At 64.4% G+C, this 20,770-nt stretch carries 1 protein-coding gene (only partly in view); it reads left to right on the top strand.

Annotated features, from left to right (window positions below; genetic code table 11):
- A protein-coding gene (locus tag ACN9M3_RS29750; protein WP_426319514.1) for a LysM peptidoglycan-binding domain-containing protein crosses the window boundary here: on the top strand, window positions 1–20,770 show its 3' portion. Its footprint begins 12,236 nt before the window's first position; 20,770 of the gene's 33,006 nt are visible here — the last part of the coding sequence; its start codon lies beyond the left edge, outside the window; its stop codon occupies window positions 20,768–20,770.

Here is a 20,770-nt window from a genome sequence, read left to right as displayed (position 1 = left end):
TGACGGCGTCGGCAACCGCATCACCATGGTCGATGCGGAACAGAACAGCACCAACTACGAGTACGACAAGGTGTACCGACTGACCACGGTCACCGATGCGCTGGGCAACAGCACCAGCTACCAGTATGACGCAGTGGGCAACCGCACCTCGCTGGTCGACGGCAACGGCAACGAAACCCGCTTCAGCTACGACGCCGTCAACCAGCTGGTTGGCACCGTGGACGGCAATGGCAATGCCGACAGCACGACCTACGACGCCGCCGGCAACCGCATCGCCTACACCGACCGCAACGGCCACACCACGCGCTACGAGTTCGACGATGCCGGCCGCCAGCTGCGCACCATCGATGCGCTGGGCAATGTGTCGAGCAGCAGCTATGACGCGGTCGGCAACCGCCTGAGCAACACGGACCGCAACGGCCATGTGACCAAGTACGAGTACGATGCACTGGGCCAGCTGCTGCTCCAGACCGATCCGATGGGCGCCACCCAGTCCTTCACCTGGGATGCCGTCGGCAACAAGACGTCGGCCACCAACCAGCTTGGCAGCGTGACCCGCTTCGCCTATGACCTGAACAACCGCCTGGTTGAGCAGACCGATGCGCTGGGCAACAAGGAGAGCTACACCTACGACGTGCTGGGCAACCGCACCAGCACCACGGACCGCAACGGCAACAAGACCAGCTTCGACTACGATGTGCTGAACCGCATGGTCAAGCAGGTCGATGCGCTGGGCAACGCGACCACCCACGCCTACGACACCGTGGGCAACCGCGTCAGCACCACCGATGCGCTCGGGTTCACCACCAGGTACGTCTACGATGCGGTGTACAACCTGGTCGACACGATCGACGCGCTGGACGGTCACACCCGCCAGGAATACGACGCGGTCTACAACCTGACCGCGCGCATCGACGCCAACGGCCACCGCACCCAGTTCCTGTACGACGCCGTCAACCGCCAGGTGGAGAAGGTAGACCCGATGGGCTACTCCACCAAACTCGAGTTCGACGCCGAAGGCAACCGCATTGCGCGCACCGACGGCAACGGCCACACCACGACCTACGAGTACGACGCCGTCAACCGCGTGGTGAAAACCACCGATCCGAAAGGCTATGCGGACAAGGTGGAGTACGACGCCGCCGGCAACCGCACGCGCTACACCGACCGCAACGGGGGCGTCACCACCTTCGAATACGATGCCAGCGACCGCCTGCTGCTGTCCACCGACCCGCTGGGCCACACGGTGTCCAGCAGCTACGATGCTGCCGGCAACATGCTGCAAACGGTGGACCGCAACGGCAATGTGACCAGGTTCAGCTACGACGCCCTGAGCCAGCTGCTGTCGACCACCGACGCCATGGGCCATACCGAGAGCTACACCTACGACGCCAACGGCAACCGCACCAGCATCACCGACAAGAACGGCAACGCCACCGAATACCACTTCGATGCGCTGAACCGCGTCGCAACGCTGGTCGACGCGCTGGGCAACAAGGAGAGCTACGCCTACGACGAAGTGGGCAACCGCATTAGCGTGGAGGACAAGAACGGCAACGTATCGGAGTTCCATTACGATGCGCTGCACCGGATGATCCGGGAATACGATGCCAACCGTAATACGACTTACTACTATTACGACGCAGTCGGCAACCGCATCGAGAAGGACGATCCGCTCGGCTACGAGACGTTCTATCACTACGACGCCAACGACCGCCTGGTACGCGAAGAGCACATGATGCATACCCCCGGCTGGGGCGAATCCCTGACGCTGACCAGGGCCGGCGGCGAGGCGATGCTGGTTCCTGGCGCACTGTCCTACGGCGGTGATTGGGAAGAGCCGCACTACGGGCCGCGCCATGTGACCGACTACGGCTACGACGGCGTGGGCAACATCATCTTCGAAGACCGCTACTACGAGCAGATCTGGGGCGGCGAAGAGGGTGGCGGCGTCGACGACATGGAGCTGCACTTCACCATCAACCGCACGTTCGACGAGTGCGACCGCCTGGCGAGCGAATCGCATGGCGGCCTGGCGCCGACCGAATACGAATACGATGCGAACGGCAACATGACCGCTTCCATCGACCCGAACGGCAATGAGACCAGCTTCGCCTATGATGCTGCGAACCGCCGCATCAGCCAGACTTCGGCGCTGGGCAATGTCACGACCTATGCCTACGACGCCAATGCCAACCTGGTCAGCACCACCGATCCGCGCGGCGCGACCACGCTGCAGCGCTGGGACGCACTGAACCGCCTGGTCGGCACCACCGACGCCCTGGGCGGTGTCACCTCGTCCACCTATGACGCGGTTGGCAATGTGCTGAGCCAGACCGACGCAGCCGGCGGCATCACCCAGTACGCCTACGACAAGCTGTATCGCATGGTAGCGAGCACCGACGCGCTGGGTGCCGCCACCACCTTCACCTATGACGCCGTCGGCAACCAGCTGAGCCGCACGCGACCGAACGGCGCGGTGACCACCTATGCCTACGATGCGATCAACCAGCTGCTGCTGGCCACCGATGCCCTGGGCGGCGAGACGCGCTACGAGTACGACGCCGGCGGCAACCGCACCCGGGTCGAAGATGCGAACGGCCATGTCCGCGAGTACGAATACGATCCGCTGCACCGCATGACCCGCTCGACGCTGCTGCGCGACAACGGCAACTGGGACTACTGGGAGGAACGCGAGCGTTATACCTATAACGCAATCCACCAGGCCAATCTCTATCGCAACTACGACGAAGCCGAGAACAAGGACGGCGGCTACGCCCATGACGCGGCAGGCCGCCTGGTCGGCTACCGCAACGAAGACTGGAGGCGGGTCGAATACCGTTACGACGACGCCGGCAACCGCACCATGGTCACGGATGCGCGCGGCCGCATGACGTCGTACAGCTACGACAAGGAGAACCGCCGCATCGGCAGCACCGACCCGATGGGCTTTGCCACCAGCAGCGAATACGATGCAAACGGCAACATGGTCGCCTCGACCGACGCGCGCGGCAATACCACGCGCTACACCTACGACCTGTTGAACCGCCTGGTCAGCAGCACCGACGCCCTGGGCGGCGTGACACAGTACCGCTATGACGCCAAGGGCAACCGCATCGGCACCACCGATGCGCTGGGCCGCACCACGGCCAGCGTGTACGACGCCGACAACCGCCTGGTGGAGCAAACCGATGCACGCGGCACGGTGACCCGCTACGCCTACGACGTCAACGGCAACCGTACCAGCACCACCGACGGCGCCGGCAACAGCACCGCCTATGCCTACGATGTACTGGACCGCCTGGTCAAGACCACCGATGCCCTGGGCGCCGCCACCACCTACGGCTACGACAAGGTCGGCAACCTGACCAGCACGACCGACGCCAACGGCCATACCTCGACCAATGCTTACGATGCGGCCGATGACCGCATCAGCCATACCGACGCGCTGGGCAATGTCACCAGGTTCGACGTGCGCGAACACCACCAGGTGTCGCGCGTCACGGATGCCCTCGGCAACTGGAAGAGCACCTGGTATGACCAGGTCGGCCGGGTGAGCGGGCACGACAGCACCGATGGCCTGAGCGACAATCTCACGCGCGACAGTAACGGCAACGTGCTGATGCGCACGGACGCGCTGCAGAACGCCACGCGCTACTTCTACGACGACAACAACCGCCTGACGGACAGCGTGTCGGCGCTGGGCTACCTGACCCACTACGAATACGACGAAAACGGCAACATGGTGCGCCAGACCCGCTATGCCAACAAGGTCGACGGCCAGCTGCCGGACCCATGGTGGGGCGACCGCGACAGCTTCCGCATCGACCTGCCGCTGGCCGACGATGCGCACGACCAGGTCACGGCCTACGAATACGACGCGCTGAACCGCCTGGTGCGCAGCGTCGACAGCCTGGGCGGCATTTCGACCCGCGAGTACGACGCGGTCGGCAACCTGGTGCGCGAAGTCAATGCACAGGGCAATGCCGTCAGCTACACCTACGACGAAGGCCACCTGCTGCTGTCCTCAACCGACGTGCTGGGCCAGACCAGCAGCTACAGCTATGACGTGCTGGGTCAGCGCGTTGCCGTGACCGACGTGCTGGGCGGCGTCACCAGGAGCGCCTACGACGCCCTGGGTCGTGTGACGTCCACCACCGATGCCCTGGGCGGCATCAGCGGCAACACCTACGACGCAGTGGGCAACCGCCTGAGCGTTACCGACGCCAACGGCCATACCACCAGCTATGAGTATGATGCCAACAACCGCCAGGTGCTCAGCCGCAGCGCGGAAGGCAATGTCCAGCGCAGCGAATACGACGCGGTCGGCAACCTGGTCAAGGTCACCGATGCCCTGGGCAATGCCACGACCTACCAGTACGACGGCGAACACCGCCTGCTGATGGTCACCGACGCGCTGGGCAACAAGATCCAGCACGCCTACGACAAGAATGGCGACCGCCGCTATACCTATGACGGCACCGGCTCCTACTTCGGCCAGAGCGTCGACGCCGACCGCCGCCTGGTCGAGACCGACTTCCGCGAAGGCAACGAGCGCCAGCAGTCCTATGAGCTCGATGCCTTCGGCAACCGGATCGTCGTCCGCGACGGCAATGGCAACCCTTGCACCTATGCCTACGACAAAGGCAATCGCGTCATCAGCAAGACCGACGCGCTGGGCAATGTCACCACTTACGAGTACGACATCCTGGGCAACCGCACCGCCATGGTCGACGCCAACGGCGCGCGCACCGAGTACAGCTACGATGCCGCCGGCCGCCTGCTGAAGGAGACCGACGCCATGGGCGGCGTGACCACCCACGTCTACGATGCCGCCGGCCACGAAACCAGCAGCACCGACGCGCTGGGCTTCAGCACGCGCTGGAGCTACGACCTGCTGGGCCGCCTGCTGAAGGAAACCAATGCCCTGGGCGGCGAGACCAGCTACGAGTACGATGCGGTCGGCAACCGCCTGGCGGCGCAGGATGCCGCCGGCGGCCGCACCTTGTTCGCCTACGACGGCGACAACCGCCTGGTCAAGCAGACCGACGCCATGGGCGCTGCTGTGTCGTACGCGTACGATGTGGCCGGCAACCGTGTCGCCATCACCGATGCCCGCGGCAACGTGACGACGCTGGCCTACGATGCCGACAACCGCGTCAGCACCAAGACCGACGCCCTGGGCAATGTGACCAGGTACGGCTACGACGCCAACGGCAGTTGCACCAGCGTCCAGGATGCCCGCGGCAACACGACGAAGTATGGCTACGACAAGTTGAACCGCCGCGTCAGTGTCATCGACGCGCTGGGCAACTACACCGAAACGAGTTACGACGGTGTGGGCAACCTGAGCCAGGTCCGCGATGCCAACCAGAAGTACACGAGCTACTACTACAACCAGGCCGGCGCGCTGGTGCGCACCAAGGACGTTCTCGGCAACGAGGAAAGCTATACGGTGGACGCGGTGGGCAACCGCCTCAGCCGCACCGACGCCAACGGCAACACGACCAGCTACAGCTACGACGCGCTGCGCCGCCAGACCAGCGTCACCGACGCGCTGGGCGGCGTGACCCGCTTCGCGTACGATGCCCTGGGCCACGTGACCAGCCAGACCGACGCCAACGGCAACGTCACGCGCTACAGCTACGACGGCCTGGGCCGTGTCGTGGGCGAGACCGATGCACTGGGCGGCAAGCGCAGCTACGCATACGATGCGCTGGGCAACCTGGTCAAGGAAACCGATGCTGCCGGCAACGCCACCAGCCATACCTATGACGCCGACAACCGCCTGCTGAGCACGACCGACGTGATGGGCGGCGTGACCCGCTACGAGTACGACCAGAACGGCAACCGCCTGCGCACGGTCGACGCGGCCGGCTTCGCAACGCTGGCCAGCTACGATGCGCTGAACCGCCAGGACAGCAGCACCGACGCCTTGGGCAATGTAACCCGCTTCAGCTACGACGGCGTGGGCAACCGCGTCGGCGTGACCGATGCCAACGGCCACACCACCAGCTACGCCTACGACGCCGACAACCGCGTGGCCAGCGTCACCGATGCCCTGGGCCACACCACCTGGTTCACGTACGACAAGCTGGGCAACCGTGCTTCCATGAGGAATGCGCGCGGCTTCACCACCTATTACTACTACGACGGCCTCGGCCGTCTCACCCAGCAGGACAGCAGCGGCTACTCCCAGCGCTGGACCTACGACAAGGTCGGCAACACGCTGACGCACGCGGACGGCATCGGTACCTGGAACTACAGCTACGACGCGCTGAACCGCCTGGCCACCAGCACCGATCCGCTGTCCAACGTCACCAGCTACGGCTACGACGCAGTCGGCAACCAGACTTCGGTCACCGACGCCAACGGCCATACCAGCACCGCCACCTTTGACGGCCTGCGCCGCCAGCTGTCCAGCACCAACGCCCTGGGCCAGGCCACCAGCTACGAGTACGACGTGCTGGGCCGCCGCACCGCCACGGTCGACGCGCTGGGCCGCCGTACCGGCTACGCCTACAATGCGCGCGGCGACCTGCTGCAGCAGACCGACGCGCTGGGCCAAAAGACCAGCTTCAGCTACGATGCAGTGGGCAACCGCCTGACCGCCACCAGCACCGCCGGCGCCACCACCGTCTTCGAATACGACGGCAACCGCCGCCTGGTGCTGCAGAAGGACGCCGACGGCGTGCGCACCACCCATGCCTACGATGCGGTGGGCAACGAGACCGAGCGCGTGCTCGGCGCCGGCACCGCGCTGGCTGTGAAGACCAGCTGGACCTACGACGAAAACAACCGCCGTACCAGCGAGACCGACGCGCTCGGCGGCACCACGCGCTATGAGTTCGACGAGGTCGGCAATGTCAGCAAGAAGACCGATGCGCTCGGCCTGGAACGCAACTACGAATACGATTACGCCAACCGCCTGAAGCGCGAGTACGTGATCTGGACCCAGTCCGTCAATTACACTTATGACGCCGCGGGCAACCTGACCGACAAGTCGGATGAACTCGGCAAGCACAACCAGTACCGCTACGATGCCGACGGCCGCCTGGTGGAACACACCGACGCCAACGGCTTTGCCACCAGCTACGGCTACGACGCGGTCGGCAACCAGATCAGCGTGGCGCGCGGCGGCTTCACCACCACCAGCGCCTACGACGCGGCCAACCGCGTGGTGTCGACGGTGGACGGCAACGGCTGGCGCACCGATTTCGTCAACGACGCGGTCGGCAACGTGCTGGAGCAGCACCAGCAGATCGACCTGGCCGGCACCACGGCCAAGACCAGCTATTACTACGATGCGCTGAACCGGCAAGTGGCCGAGCGCAGCGCTGCCGGCCAACTGAGCACGCAGCGTTACGACGCGGCCGGCAACGTGGTGTCCTCGACGCGCTACAGCCAGGCCGTAGCGCTGCCGGCCAACGGCGCGCTGCCGCAAGCGGCGGCGGGCGACGCGGGCCGCACCACGTCCGCTTCGTTCGACATCATGGGCCGCATGCTGTCCAGCACTGGCGTCGATGGCAGCGTGACCAGTTTCGCCTATGACCTGCTGGGCCACCGCGTCCAGGTGGCGGAATTCGCCGGAACGGCGAACGAGCGCGCCACCAGCTACAGCTACGACCTGCTGGGCCGCAAGACCTCCGAAACCGACGCGATCGGCAAGCGCACCGAGTTCACCTACGACAGCATGGGCAACCTGCTGAGCGCCAGCGAAGGCGCCGGCACGCCGGAGGTGCGCGTCACGCGCTACGAGTACGACTTCATGCACCGCCTGGCGCTGGAGGTCAATCCTTTGGGCCAGCGCACGCAGCGCGGCTATGATGCGGTCGGCAACCTGGTGGTGGAAAGCACCGTGTCGGACGACCTGACGCAGGCGCGGACCAGGCACTTCCAGTACGACGGCAACCGCCAGCTGATCAGGACCTCCAACGACGGCTTCCGCGATGAGTCGACGACCATGGAGTACGATGCCTTCGGCAACCGTAACAGGATCACTACCAGCAACGCCGGCCAGTCGCACAGCACGCAGTACCACTACGATGCGGACAAGCGCGTCGACAGCAGCACCGACGGCAGCGGCAACGTCACGCAGTTCCGCTACGACGGCGCCGGCAACCTGGTGGAGACGGTGGAAGCGGCCGGTGTCGCCGGCAGCGAACGCCATACCCGCTACGCCTACGACCTGGACGGCCGCCTGACCAGCGTCACCGACCCGATGGGCTTCACCACCAGCTACCAGCTGGACGGCTACGGCAACCGCGTGCGCATCACCGACGCCGAAGGCCGCAGCACCGTGCAGACCTTCGACGTCAAGGATCGCCTGCTGACCGCGCTCGACGCGGCCGGCGCGCTGACCACCCAGGCCTGGAACATCGACGGCAAGCTGACCTCCAGCACGCTGTCGCGTGCCGATGGCAGCGACGCGCGCAGCACCCGCAGCCAGTACGACATCATGGGCCGCCTGGTGTCCAGCACCGACCAGTTGGGCTATACCGCCACGGCCAGCTACGACCTGTTCGGCAACCGCATTGCCGCCGTCAGCGGCCAATACCTGCTGCAGCCTGGCGATGCCGGCTACGACGCAGCGCTGGCGGCACATGCCCGTCCGGCCGAAGTCAAGCTGGCCTACGACGCGCTGAACCGCGTGGTGGCGGCGACCGATGCCATGGGCATGGTGACCACCACGGCCTACGACCATTTCGGCAACCGCCGCGCTGTCACGGCGGGCGCCGGCACTGCTGCCGCGCGCACCACGCTTTACAGCTACGATTCCGAAGGCCGCCTGCGCCGCACCGAATCGCCGGAAGGCGCCGTGGTGACCTACGAGTATGGCAGCGCCCAGCTGGACAAGCCAACCCAGGAAACCCACGAAAACCGCTTCGGCGCCGCGACCACCAAGCTGTATGCCTACGACGGCAACGGCCGCGTCATCAGCGAAACGGAAGGCGGCGTCACCACCAGCCATACCTACGATGCAGCGGGCAACGAAGCCGCCACCAGCGCCGGCGGCGCCGGCGTGCGCCATGAGTTCGACCTGGACGGCCGCGAAACGGCCCTCATTGACGGCGAAGGCAACCGCACCGAGTACACCTATGACAAGGTGGGCAACCGCATCAGCGCCAAGGATGGCCTGGGCAACGTCACCACCAACTGGTACGACCAGGGCAACCGCCTGGTGGCCACGGTCGACGCCATGGGCTACCTGAGCAAGATCACCTACGACCTCGCGGGCAACCGCCTGGCGGTGACCCAGTTCGCCAACGCCTGGCACGGCGCCCTCGATCCGGCCCAGCCGCCGGCCGTGGCGGCCAGCGCCATGGACCGCGTGCAGCTGGCCGAGTACGACCTGGCGAACCGCCAGACCCTGCTGGCCACGCCGGACGGTTTCCGCACCAGCTACGTGCTGGATGCCGCGGGCAACCGCCTGCAGCAGGTGGAGCATGCCGGCACTGCTTCGGCGCGCACCACCGACTACGCCTACGACAAGGGCAACCGCCTGCTGCGCCAGGCCGGCTTCGACGGCGGCGTGACCACCTATGCCTACGACATCGTGGGCAACCAGGTGCAGCAGTCGCTGGCCTATGCCGGCGAGCCGGTGCGCGTGACCAATTACGGCTACGACCTGGACAACCGCCGCACCAGCACCGTGTTCGACCCGAACGGCCTGCGCGTGGCCCAGTCCAGCAAGTACGACGACCTGGGCAACGTGATCGAAACCACCGACGGCGAAGGCCGCCGCAGCAGCTACGAGTACAACGGCAATGGCCGCCTGGCCTTCGTGCGCGACGGCATGGGCGGAGTCGTGCAGTCCTATACCTACGACGCGGCCGGCAACGTGGCCACCGAATCGGGCAAGGAAGGCCTCAAGACCTACACCTATGACCGCAACAACCGCCGCATCACTGCAACCGTGGCGGCGACCCAGCAGTTCTCCATCGCCAACGGCAGCAGCTTCGGCACCGCACAGTCCACCGTGCGCTACGACTCGCTGGGCAACGTGGTACAGGTGACGGATGCCAACGGCCTGCCGACCACCAGCTATTACGACGCCAAGGGCCGCATGGTGGCCCAGATCGACGGCGACAACGTGCTGCATGAATTCGAGTACGACGGCTTCGGCAACCAGGTTGCCGAGCGCCTGTACATGACGCGCCTGGCCGCCGCCCACAACCCGGCGCAGCGTCCGGCCGCGCCGGCAGGCGAAGTGCGCCTCTACAAGTACGAGCACGACATCAACGGCCGCGTACTGCGCACCGTCTACCCGCAGGTCAGCCTGGGCAGCCTGTCCAACACGGCCGGCAACGACCCGACCGTGAATACGGCCATGGTGACGCCGGAAGAACATAACGCCTATGACGCCTGGGGCAACCTGGTGCAGAACGACGGCATCGACGGCGGCCACACCTTCAGCTACCGCGACGCGCTGGGCCGCCTGACGGCGCAAGTCGACTCCATGGGCTACCTGACCCAGTTCGACTACGACAAGAGCGGCAACGTGCTGCAGAAGCGCGTCTACGCCACCCCGCTGGCGACGGCGGGCCTGAGCGCCGCCAGCGTCCCGGCGGCGCCGGCCGGCAAGGTGGCCGTGACCAGCTACAAATACGACCTGGCCAACCGCCTGCTCGAACAGCGCGATCCGGCCGTGGAAGTGACCGACCCGGCCACCAACACCGTGTCGCTGCAGGCGCGCGTGACCAGCTACACCTATGACAAGGCCGGCAATGTGCTGGCCAAGACCATGGCAGCCGGCACGGCGCAGCAAGCGGTCGAGTACTACTACTACGACAGCCGCAACCGCATGATCGGCAGCATCGACAGCCATCGCGGCCTGTCGCTGTTCAACTACGACGCCCAGGGCCGCATGACGCGCAGCGTGCACTTCGCGCGCCCTGTGGCGGACGGCGTCAACGCCAGCGCCCTGGCCAACAACTACGGCGCCCTGCTGGGCGTGGTCTCCAGCGACCCGGCCGACCAGGCTTCGCTGTATTCCTACGATGCGCGCGGCCGCCTGGCGACCCAGGACGACGCCCTGGGCGGCGTCTCGGTCAGCGCCACCGGCGACACGCTGAACGTGGGCTACAACGGCTATACCCGCCGCAGCTACCAGTACGATGCAGTGGGCAACCGCAGCTGGGTGCAGGACCAGGACGGCTTCGCCGTCAAGAGCGCCTTCGACGGCATGGGCCGCACCGTGCAGGTGCAGCAGCCGGACGGCAGCGGCAGCCGCCAGTTCTACGATGCCGCCGGCAATGTGGTGTTCCGCTACACCGGCGAAATGAAGAACCAGGCGATTCCGGCCAGCGACATCAAGCTCAGCGTCGATGGCAACGACCTGGCGCTGGACTACAACACCGGCGCCAGCGGCATGGCGTCCTACGTGGTGTGGGACACCGTCTCGCACGCCGATGCGGCCAGCTACGCCAACCGCACCGAGACCAGCACCAACCTGCAAGCGGGCTCCGGCCACGCCGCGCTGCCACGCCCGGCAGCGGGCACCACGCTGTACTACCGCGTCGTCACGCAGGACGTGGCGGGCAACTGCGTGTACACCGGCGAGAGCAAGGTGGTGATGCCGCCTGCCGTGGACGACGTGCAGGTCAGCCGTCCTGATGCCAATACCATGCGCGTGCGCGTCAAGTTCGGCGCCGGCAGCCAGTCGCCGACCCTGTTCTACGGCCCGCATGGCGGCGCCAACACGGCCAGCCCGATGGTGCTGGCTGGCGACGGCTATTACGAAACCACCCTGCCGGTCAACGGCGACCCTGGCCAGCTGGGCTTCCGCCTGCAATGGCAGGATGCCGCCGGCGTGCAGTTCAGCACCGGCGAGAAATCCTTCCAGGCGCCGGGCCAGCGCGTGGGCACCAGCACTTCGCTGAACGAATCCGTGCAGCCGGGCGGCGTGATGCTGAACATGGGCCTGTCAGTCAACGGCGGCGGCCTGGCGTTCAACCTGTACGTGGCCAAGTGGCGCGTGCAGGGCAGCGACCGTCCGTTCTCGCAGAACGGTTCCACCAACGGCGCGATGGCCATTGGCGCCGATGCGCCGCTGGCCGTGGGCCAGGCTTACGAGATCGAGATCACCGGCATTACCGCCGACGGCCGCGAGGTCGTGCTCGAGCACCTGGTCTACACCCCGACCGGCGAAGCGGGCAAGTCCAGCCAGTACAACGCCTCCACCTGGGAGGCGCCGGCGGCCGGCACCGACCAGCTGGTCATCGTGCAGGGCCAGCCGGTCGTGGCGGAGCGCTACGCAGGCCGCATGCTGGTGCACACCAGCGGCAGCCCAAGCGGCGCCACCGCGGTCTACTACGCCAACCGCGTGCTGGCCAGCCACACCACCTCCACCACTTCCAGCGAATGGAAGGAATGGGTGGTCTCGGCCGACGCGCAAGGCAAGGACACCAGCCATTGGGAACAACGCGGCTACAACCTGGCCTTCAACACCACGCTGCATCCGAGCGAAGCAGCGCTGGTGACGGGCGGCCTGCACCTGTCGTGGCGCAGCACCGGCAGCGGCAACGGCGTGGCCTTCGACAACGACGAGTTGATGCAGGACCTGGGCAACGGCCAGTACAACCACACCGTGGCGAAGATTCCGCTGCCGGCCAAGTCGCTGGACTACAAGGTCTGGTACCTGGACGCGCAAGGCCGCGAAGTGATCGTCGACTGGAACCGTGCGGCGGACGACGCCAACACCCTGCATAGCGGCGAGTCCTACATCGTCCTGGCGGGCGAAGACGGCGGCAGCATCAGCGGCGCCACCATGAGCGCCGGCACCTACGTCGGCCCATTGAGCAATGCCGACTTCCTGCAGGGCATGCAGCTGGCCAGCGAGGAAACCGGCCTGGCCGGCGGCGCGCTCGATGCGGTGGCCAGCGACAGCGGCTACTTCAGCGAAACGCGCTACAACGCGCTCAATGCCAAGATCGCCTCGACCGAGAACGATGGCATCTGGCGCGAGTACGACGTCGATGCCGCCGGCCATGCGGTTGCCACCCATACCCTGGGCAAGAAGGGCAACGTCAACGGGACCGTGTCGTACTCGCAGTACGACCTGCGCGGCAACGAGCTGACCAAGTGGGATGTCGCCTTCGTGGTATCCGGCGAGGGCAGCGCACGCCGTCCGGTCACCCGTTCCAGCTACGATTTCCTGAACAACCTGGTGTCGCGCACCGATGCTGCAGGCAATACCAGCACCCGCGAATACGACGTGCAGGGCACCCTGCTGCGCCAGACCGACGCGCTGGGCCACAGCAAGTCCTTCAGCTACGACAACCTGGGCCGCGAAATTGCGGTCACCGATGAACGCGGCTTCACCAGCACGTCGCGCTATGACAGCCATGGCAACCGTGTCGAGCAGACCGACGGCGGCGGCGTGGTGACCAGGTACGGCTACGATGCACTGGGCCGCATCACGTCCCTGACCGACGGCGTGGGCCAGACCACGCCTATCGTCTACGACGCGCAGGGCCGCGTGGTGCGCCAGGGCTTCAACCAGTTCGGCTACGACGGCCGCGGCAACCGCACCGCCTCGTACGACTTGAACAACCCGTCCGGCCACCGCATCGAGATGCGTTACGACGGCCTGGGCCGCGTGCAGTCCGTGACCCAATGGCGCCGTGTCAACGGCAGCTCGGTGGACATCGCCACCACCAGCTACCGCAGCTACGACGTATTCGGCAACCTGATCGCGGAAACCGACGGCAACGGCAAGACCAAGCAAAGCCAGTTCGGCGGCTTTGCCCAGCTGCGCCGCGCGATCGACGAAGACGGCCGCGTCACCAGCTACACCTACGACGACTTCGGCCGCGAAACTTCGCAGACCAGCGTCAGCGGCAAGAATATCCGCCGCGCCTACGACGAGGCCGGCCACCTGGTCGAGATCCTCGACCTGGCCACCGGCGTGCGCACCACTTACGGCTACGACATCATGGGCCAGCGCGTGAAAGAGGAGACCACCGGCGTGGTCGACTTCGAAAGCGCCACCCATAACCGCATGCTGGCCTACCGCTTCGATGAACTGGGCCGCATGACGTACTGGAAGGACAGCGTCACCGGCCTGGAAGAAACCATCAGCTACGACGAAGTGGGCAACCAGGTGCGGGTGCAAGGCAATGGCGGCGGCACCAGCGTCGACCATGGCACCGACTTCGATGGTGCAGGCCGCGTCATCGCGCTGCGCAACAGCAATGCCGTGGTGGGCCATTACACCTACGACGCCGCAGGCCGCCGCAGCACCTACACGGCCGGCGGTGTGGTGACCACCTACACCTACGACGACCATAACCGTCCTGCCACGGCGCTCAGCGTCAAGCAGCCCGATGCCTACGCCGTGAGCGAAAGCGACCTGCGCTTCACCGATCACGAAGACGACATGGGCAATCCGGTCTACACCAGCGTGACGGTACGCGAGGCGCTGCAGGCGATTGCCATCGTCCAGTACCGCGATGCGAACCGCTGGGCCAAGATCGCGCAGGACAACGGCATTGTCGATTTCGATGCCGATGCCTTTGCGACCCTGAGCGGCCGTACCCTGCAGCTGTCGCGCGACGAAGAGCTGATCTGGCAATACGACGTTGCAGGCAACAACACGCTGTTCATCGAGAAGCGCGATGGCGTGACCTGGTCCACTGCGACCAAGACCTACGACCAGTCGAACGGCAACCTGACCAGCAACACCAACACGCTCAAGAAGCTCGACTTTGATCCGAACGCGCTGCCGATCACCGGCCACCTGTTCGACCTGCGCCGCATGAGCGCAGCGGAAGCCATCCACAAGGGCTACAGCCCGGCCGGATGGGTCAAGACCGAGAGCGAAAGCCAGGAACTCTCGCAGCAGTACAACGCGGCGGGAAAGGTCAGCAAGACCACCATGCGCACGGTGACGCCGAAGTCGACCAAGACTTACCAGTACACCTACGACTACTACGGCGATGGCCGCGAGCGGTCGATCCGCGCCTTCGGCGATGCCAGCGGCAACGCGACCTTCACCTACAACGCCAACGACAAGCTGGTGATGATGAACCAGGGCCGCGGCGATGGCCAGGACCGTGACGAGATCTCCCGTTACGTCTACGACAACGACGACCACATCGTCGCCAAGTGGCACGACAACGGCAAGGACGGCGCGCGCGACCGCATCGACTATGTCTACGCCCAGGGCAATCCGGTGGCCGAAACCGGCACCGCGATCCAGGGCGGCGCGTACACCGCGATCGATACCAAGAACTACGCCCTGTTCGAGAACTACGGCAAGGACTTCCCGGGCGGCGCGACCTCCAGCTACACCGTCAAGGGCGGCGAAACGCTGCAGGGCATTGCCAACACCTTGTGGGGCAACCCAGGCCAGTGGTACGTGCTGGCCGAGGCCAACGGCCTGTCCGGCACCGAGGAGCTGAAGGCTGGCCAAGTGCTGGTGGTGCCGTCCAACGGCAAGTCCGAGCCGATCACCTCGCAGACCCACAAGACCTACAACGAGAACGAGATCGTCGGCAGCAAGCTGCCGAACCTGAAGTCGCCACCGCCGAAAGGCAAGAAGTGCGGCGGCTTCCTGCAGATCCTGGTGATCATCGTTGCCATCGTGGTGACGATCTACACCGCGGGTGCGGCAGCTGGCCTGATGGGCGCGTCGCTGTCGGCGACTGCCAGCGCAACCACCTTCAGCGCCGGCCTGGCCGTGCTGGGCGGTGCTGGCGGCATGGCCGGCCTGGGCGCGGCCATGATCGGTGGCGCCATCGGCTCTATCGTCAGCCAGGGCGTTGGCATGGCGGTCGGCATTCAGGAACACTTCAGCTGGAAGAGCGTGGCCATGAGCGCTATCGGCTCCGGCGTGGCAGCCGGCATCGGCGGCACAGGCGTGTTCAACCTGACCCCGTCCACCGCGATCAATACCGGCCTGACGGCAATGGCATCGAACGTGGCAACGCAGGGCATCAGCATCGCCTTCGGCCAGCAGAAGAACTTCAACTGGCGCTCGGTGGCTGCATCCGGCGTCGCAGCGGCCGCCAGCTCGGCGGTCGGCGACCTGCTGAAGAACGTTGATATCGCCGGCAGCGATGCCGCCAACGAGTTCCTGCGTAAGACTGCCAAGTCTGTGACATCCAGCGTGACCACCCAACTGGTCGAAACCGGCAAGGTTGACTGGCGTTCGGTGGCAATCACCGAGGTGGGCAACTACATCAATTCGAAGGTCAACGAGAAATGGCGTACCGGCCTGTCGAATGTGCTGGCCGAGTCCGTAGTGGGCGCCGGCCTGGCAAGGCTGCGCCATCAGGATCCGCTGGCTGGCGCCATCGGCGGCGCGGTGGGCAGCATCGTCGGCCAGATGTCGCGCAGCGCATTTGCTGCGGTGGGCATCAACGCCGAAGAGGTTACGGCCGAGGGACAATTCGCCAGCTCGCGCGGCGTGGTCAATGCAGACGGCAAGATCGCAGGCACCGACATCAAGTTGCCTTGGGAGGTCGCCGGCCCAGACGGCCAACGCCTGGACAGCAACAACCTCCACAACAGCATTTTCACCGGCCAGGGCTTCAGCAGCAGCAACATCCTGGAGAACATTGTTACAGCAGTCGGTTCCGGCCTGGGCAGCGCGTTCGCGCAATGGGCGGGTCGCGATACCCGCGCAGCAGCCTCCGCAGGTGGTGGTGCGGCATCGCGCGCCTACCAGACGGACATCAAGGAGGGGACTGCAGCTGCGTTTGATAAGCTAGTCGCGGCTGACAAAGCGAAGAAAGATGCGGCGACGCAAGCGGCGAAACCTGCCAAACCGACGGTCTATAACAATCAGGCGGCCCTGTACGGTCCTACCCAGGAAGAGTTGGAGCTCGGTCAGTTGGGCTTGGCTGGGCTGCCTGGCTATATGAAGCCCGGCGCCGGTCTCAATGGCGTCCCGGCTGCGGACGTGGTAACACCTGGCGTGGATCAGCAGGCGCCACAGGGCCCAGACGCGGAAGGCACGCCACAAGCGGCAGCGCAAGAAGTCGACAAGAGCAAGATGGGCGATGATGCTTTGAAAAAAGCGCTCTCGCTTCGAAAAGAGCATCCGAACTGGACACCTGCACAAGTTGCCGAAGCAGCAAATGCATGGGGCAGGGAGGTCCTCAAACGAGAAGACGACCTGTTCACGGTGCACAAGGTTGAGCGCGGCGACACGGCGCTCGGCTTGGCTGGCGAAGCTTATGGCAAGGAAAATACCCGTGCCGGTTACGCCCTCGATACCGTGCTGAACGGTGCCCGCGGCAAGCAGGCCTGGGAGCTGAAGGAAGGCAAGGACACGCTGATGATGGCGCGTGATGTTGCGAAATCGCTGTTTAGCGATGAAGACACTCGCAAGCAATTTAGCCGCTATGCCGGCCAGATGATCGCCGGCGAAAGTGCAATTCGCATTCAAGCCCAGATCCTGGCCGAGGAGAAGCGACAGCGTGACCTGAACGCAACGAAAACCCAGCAAGTGCAGCAGGCAGCCCCTGCTCAGCAAGCGCAGTCTCAGGCTCCGGTCGCACAGCCGCGCGCCGAAATCCGGGCAGACTACAGCGCTGCCGATGCCACGGCTGTCGAGCATAACGCGGCCGTGAACGGCGCGCTGCGCGAGCAGGACAATGCCACTAACTTCGGCTCCTACCTGTATTACGGCCTGAAAGCGAAGGTAGTCGATGCGGCCTACACCGTCAAAGGCACCGCGCAGACGGCGTATGCCGACGGCGCGCAGAAAGTGGAGGTGGCGAAACGATATGTCGGCGATACGGCCACGCTGGCCGCCGCCAACTATGTCGACGTCGCTTCCAAAGTGGTACATGCAGGTGAAACCGCAGTCGCAGCATGGAACGGCGAGAAAGCCGAACGTCGCGGCAGCGCCATGCTGGACCAGTTTGTCGATACGTTGCTGGTGAAATCTGGCAACGATCGTAGCGTCCTGTTGACGAATGCCGCACCGCAAATACTTGAGGCCGGCTTGACCAAGGTGCAGGAAGGCCTGGACTACTCGATCAAGAGCAGCACCCGCGCCGCTCTGGATGTCACGCGGGCGATCGATGCGGTGACCGGCAGCGACCTCTCGAGCAGCATGAAGCAGGTGGCTGATTATGCGGAAAAATCGAAGAGCCCAGTGGCCGACCTGATGCAAAACCTCAGCGATGCGAGGGATGCAGGCGTCAAACAGTTGTACACATGGGCTGATCAGGCGGGCGACAAGTCGCCTTTGCTGGGTACTGCGATCTACACGTTAGCCAAGGTGACTGACGTGGCAAGCGACGCCACGATCGGCAGTGCACGCCTGGCCGTCGATGGCGATTACCGCCATGAGAAAGTGGAGCAGTTCGAGAAGCTGGAAGCGGTGCAGTCCACGACGCACCTGTTTGTTCAGGGCGTGCGTACTGCGGTGAACAATGCAGCCAGCGGCGCGATGGTCCTGGCCGGCGGCGTCGTTGCCGCAACCGGCAATACGGAGATGGCCGACAACATCTTCGGCGCAGCCACCGATTTGCGCAATGACGAGCGGTTCCAGCCGATCCGCCAGGATAGTTACGCAAAAGGAGTTCATATGGCCGGCAGTATTGCGGTCACCGTGGCGACGATTCCGACAGGTATTGGAGGCATCGGCTTTGGTGCCCTGCAGTCAGTCAATTCCGCCAGCACCAAGATCGAGCATGGCGCGTCGACTGAAAGCGCCCTGGCTAGCGTCGGTATCGATCTGGCTGCCATCGCTATTGGTGGTGGCTTGAACGCCACGGCTGCCGGCAGGATGGCGCGGCAAGGTGCTCCGCTCGGCGGCGCCATTGGCCGCGCAGAACAGGCCATTGGCCGCCTGATGGAGGGCGAAGGCCGACTTGCCAGCTCGCTGAATGCTCTCTCCGGGGATAAAGTCCAGGCCCTGGCAGGACTGGGGGTGGATGTAGCCGCTATGGGAGCGAAGGATGAACTGACGGCAAACGACGTGGCGGCCAGTGCGGGCTTCAATGCCCTGGGAACCATCTTGGCTGGTCGCCGCGGGCTGCATGTACCGGAAGGTCCTGCACCACGGACCGCGCATGCGGATGCTGCGCCGGATGTCTATGTAGGACGTTCGCAATCGGCGGAGGCAGATATTCCTGTCGGCTCTGCGCCACGTATAGAGCCGACGATGCCATCCCGCGTTTCGTCCGACGATTTGTTGTCGGCGTTGCCTCAGCGTCAATTGATCGAACGTCAGGCCGGTATCGCAGGACGTCGTGAGGCAGTCGCTGTTCAGGAGTCGGTGAAATTGTCTGGTTCGAGCAGTGAGTCGTTGCCACGTGTAGCGGAGCATGGTGCTTCAGTGAACAACATGGCTAAGCACGAAGCAGAAATTGTACGCCGCACGACCGCCGAAACGGTGAATGCCGAGATGGAAGCGGCGGGCATGCAGCCGGCGTGGATGAAGGGCACAGAAGTAGTCGAGCGAATCGATCCGGCCGGTACCCAGTACCGCCAGGTTGTAAGCCAGGGTCAAGCCGATGCATTGCAACGTGGCGTGCCGGCTGCGGGCAAGTGGGCCACCCGCGATCCAATTCCAAGTCAAGAATTTGCGCGTAACGACTTGGCTATTCTTAAACAGTTCAAGGACGATGTGTCTATTGAAATGACCTACGAGTCGACACAGCCCCATCACGTCCGCGACGGTGTAGTGGGGCCACTCGAAAGAGCGCCTGGTGGTGCTGGACAGGTTCAGTTCTTGGGAGAGAAGAATTTCAAAGTACTTAGTTCGCGTGAGTTGCCAGTGCACTCGCCAGTGGAACCTCCGCGGTCCGGTGCTGGCAACAGGGAAATGGATCTATTGGCGCAAGGACATGGCGACGATACTTTCGTTGGTCCTCGCAAGACTGCATTTACGGAGGACGAGATAGCGTATTACCGCAAAAAGTCACCCAACGATGCGGGACGCGATTATGTAAATACAGGAACCGGGCCGAAAGTTGATCCGGTTTATGGTTACCCAGTAACTCGCTTCCAGGCCGACCATATCATTGCATTCGACAGTATTATTCGTAGGCCGGGATTGTCAGAACTGCCGCCTGCACAGGTTCTTGAGGTTATTAACCTTAAAGAGAACTTGATGGGACTTGGAGCGTCGACCAATACGTCGAAGCAGGATAAGACTTGGGGTGAGTGGCCAGGGCATTCGAGGCTGGGGCCGGTTCCTGACGACGTCCGAAGTGCGATGTTGGCGCGGGAAGCCGCGGCTAGCACAGCAATTGACGACGCTATCTCGTCTCGCCTTGCGGCATACCGGGGAACTGTCGGCCCCGATCTGACAGCACAAGCTGGAGGCCGGCCTGGTACGCACTTTGAACGCACGGAAGGCCTCGGGAGCCATGCTTCGATCGCAGATCTGCGCGCCTCTGGTGCCCTGCCGGGAACAGAAGGCGTAATTGTTACCGATCGCACGGTTCGCTTTGGCGATATTTATGAACTGGGCACGTTAGGTGGCCGCAAGGTAGAATTCTCCCTGACGACGGAGCGCGTAGACGGAAAGCTAGTTAAGAAACTGTATAGCGGTGATGCTTGGACTAGCGCCGTGCCGCGTGATTCGCGTTTAATTGGCCATGTCCACCCGAATGAAACACCGACCCAGCAATGGCCGTCAACGCAAGACATGAATACTGTTAATGCTCGTTATTTCAGGGAAGTTGAGGTCGAACCTACTGCGCGACCAACACCGTCGCGCATTTTCTGGGGACCGGGCGATACGGACAACACGATTTTCTACCCAGGTTACGGCAAAGATCCGCATTCTGGCAAAGGAGGCTAA

It is taken from the genome of Pseudoduganella sp. R-43, assembly GCF_049913255.1.
Lineage (GTDB): Bacteria > Pseudomonadota > Gammaproteobacteria > Burkholderiales > Burkholderiaceae_D > Rugamonas.
This window is presented reverse-complemented; position numbering and strand designations above follow the sequence as displayed.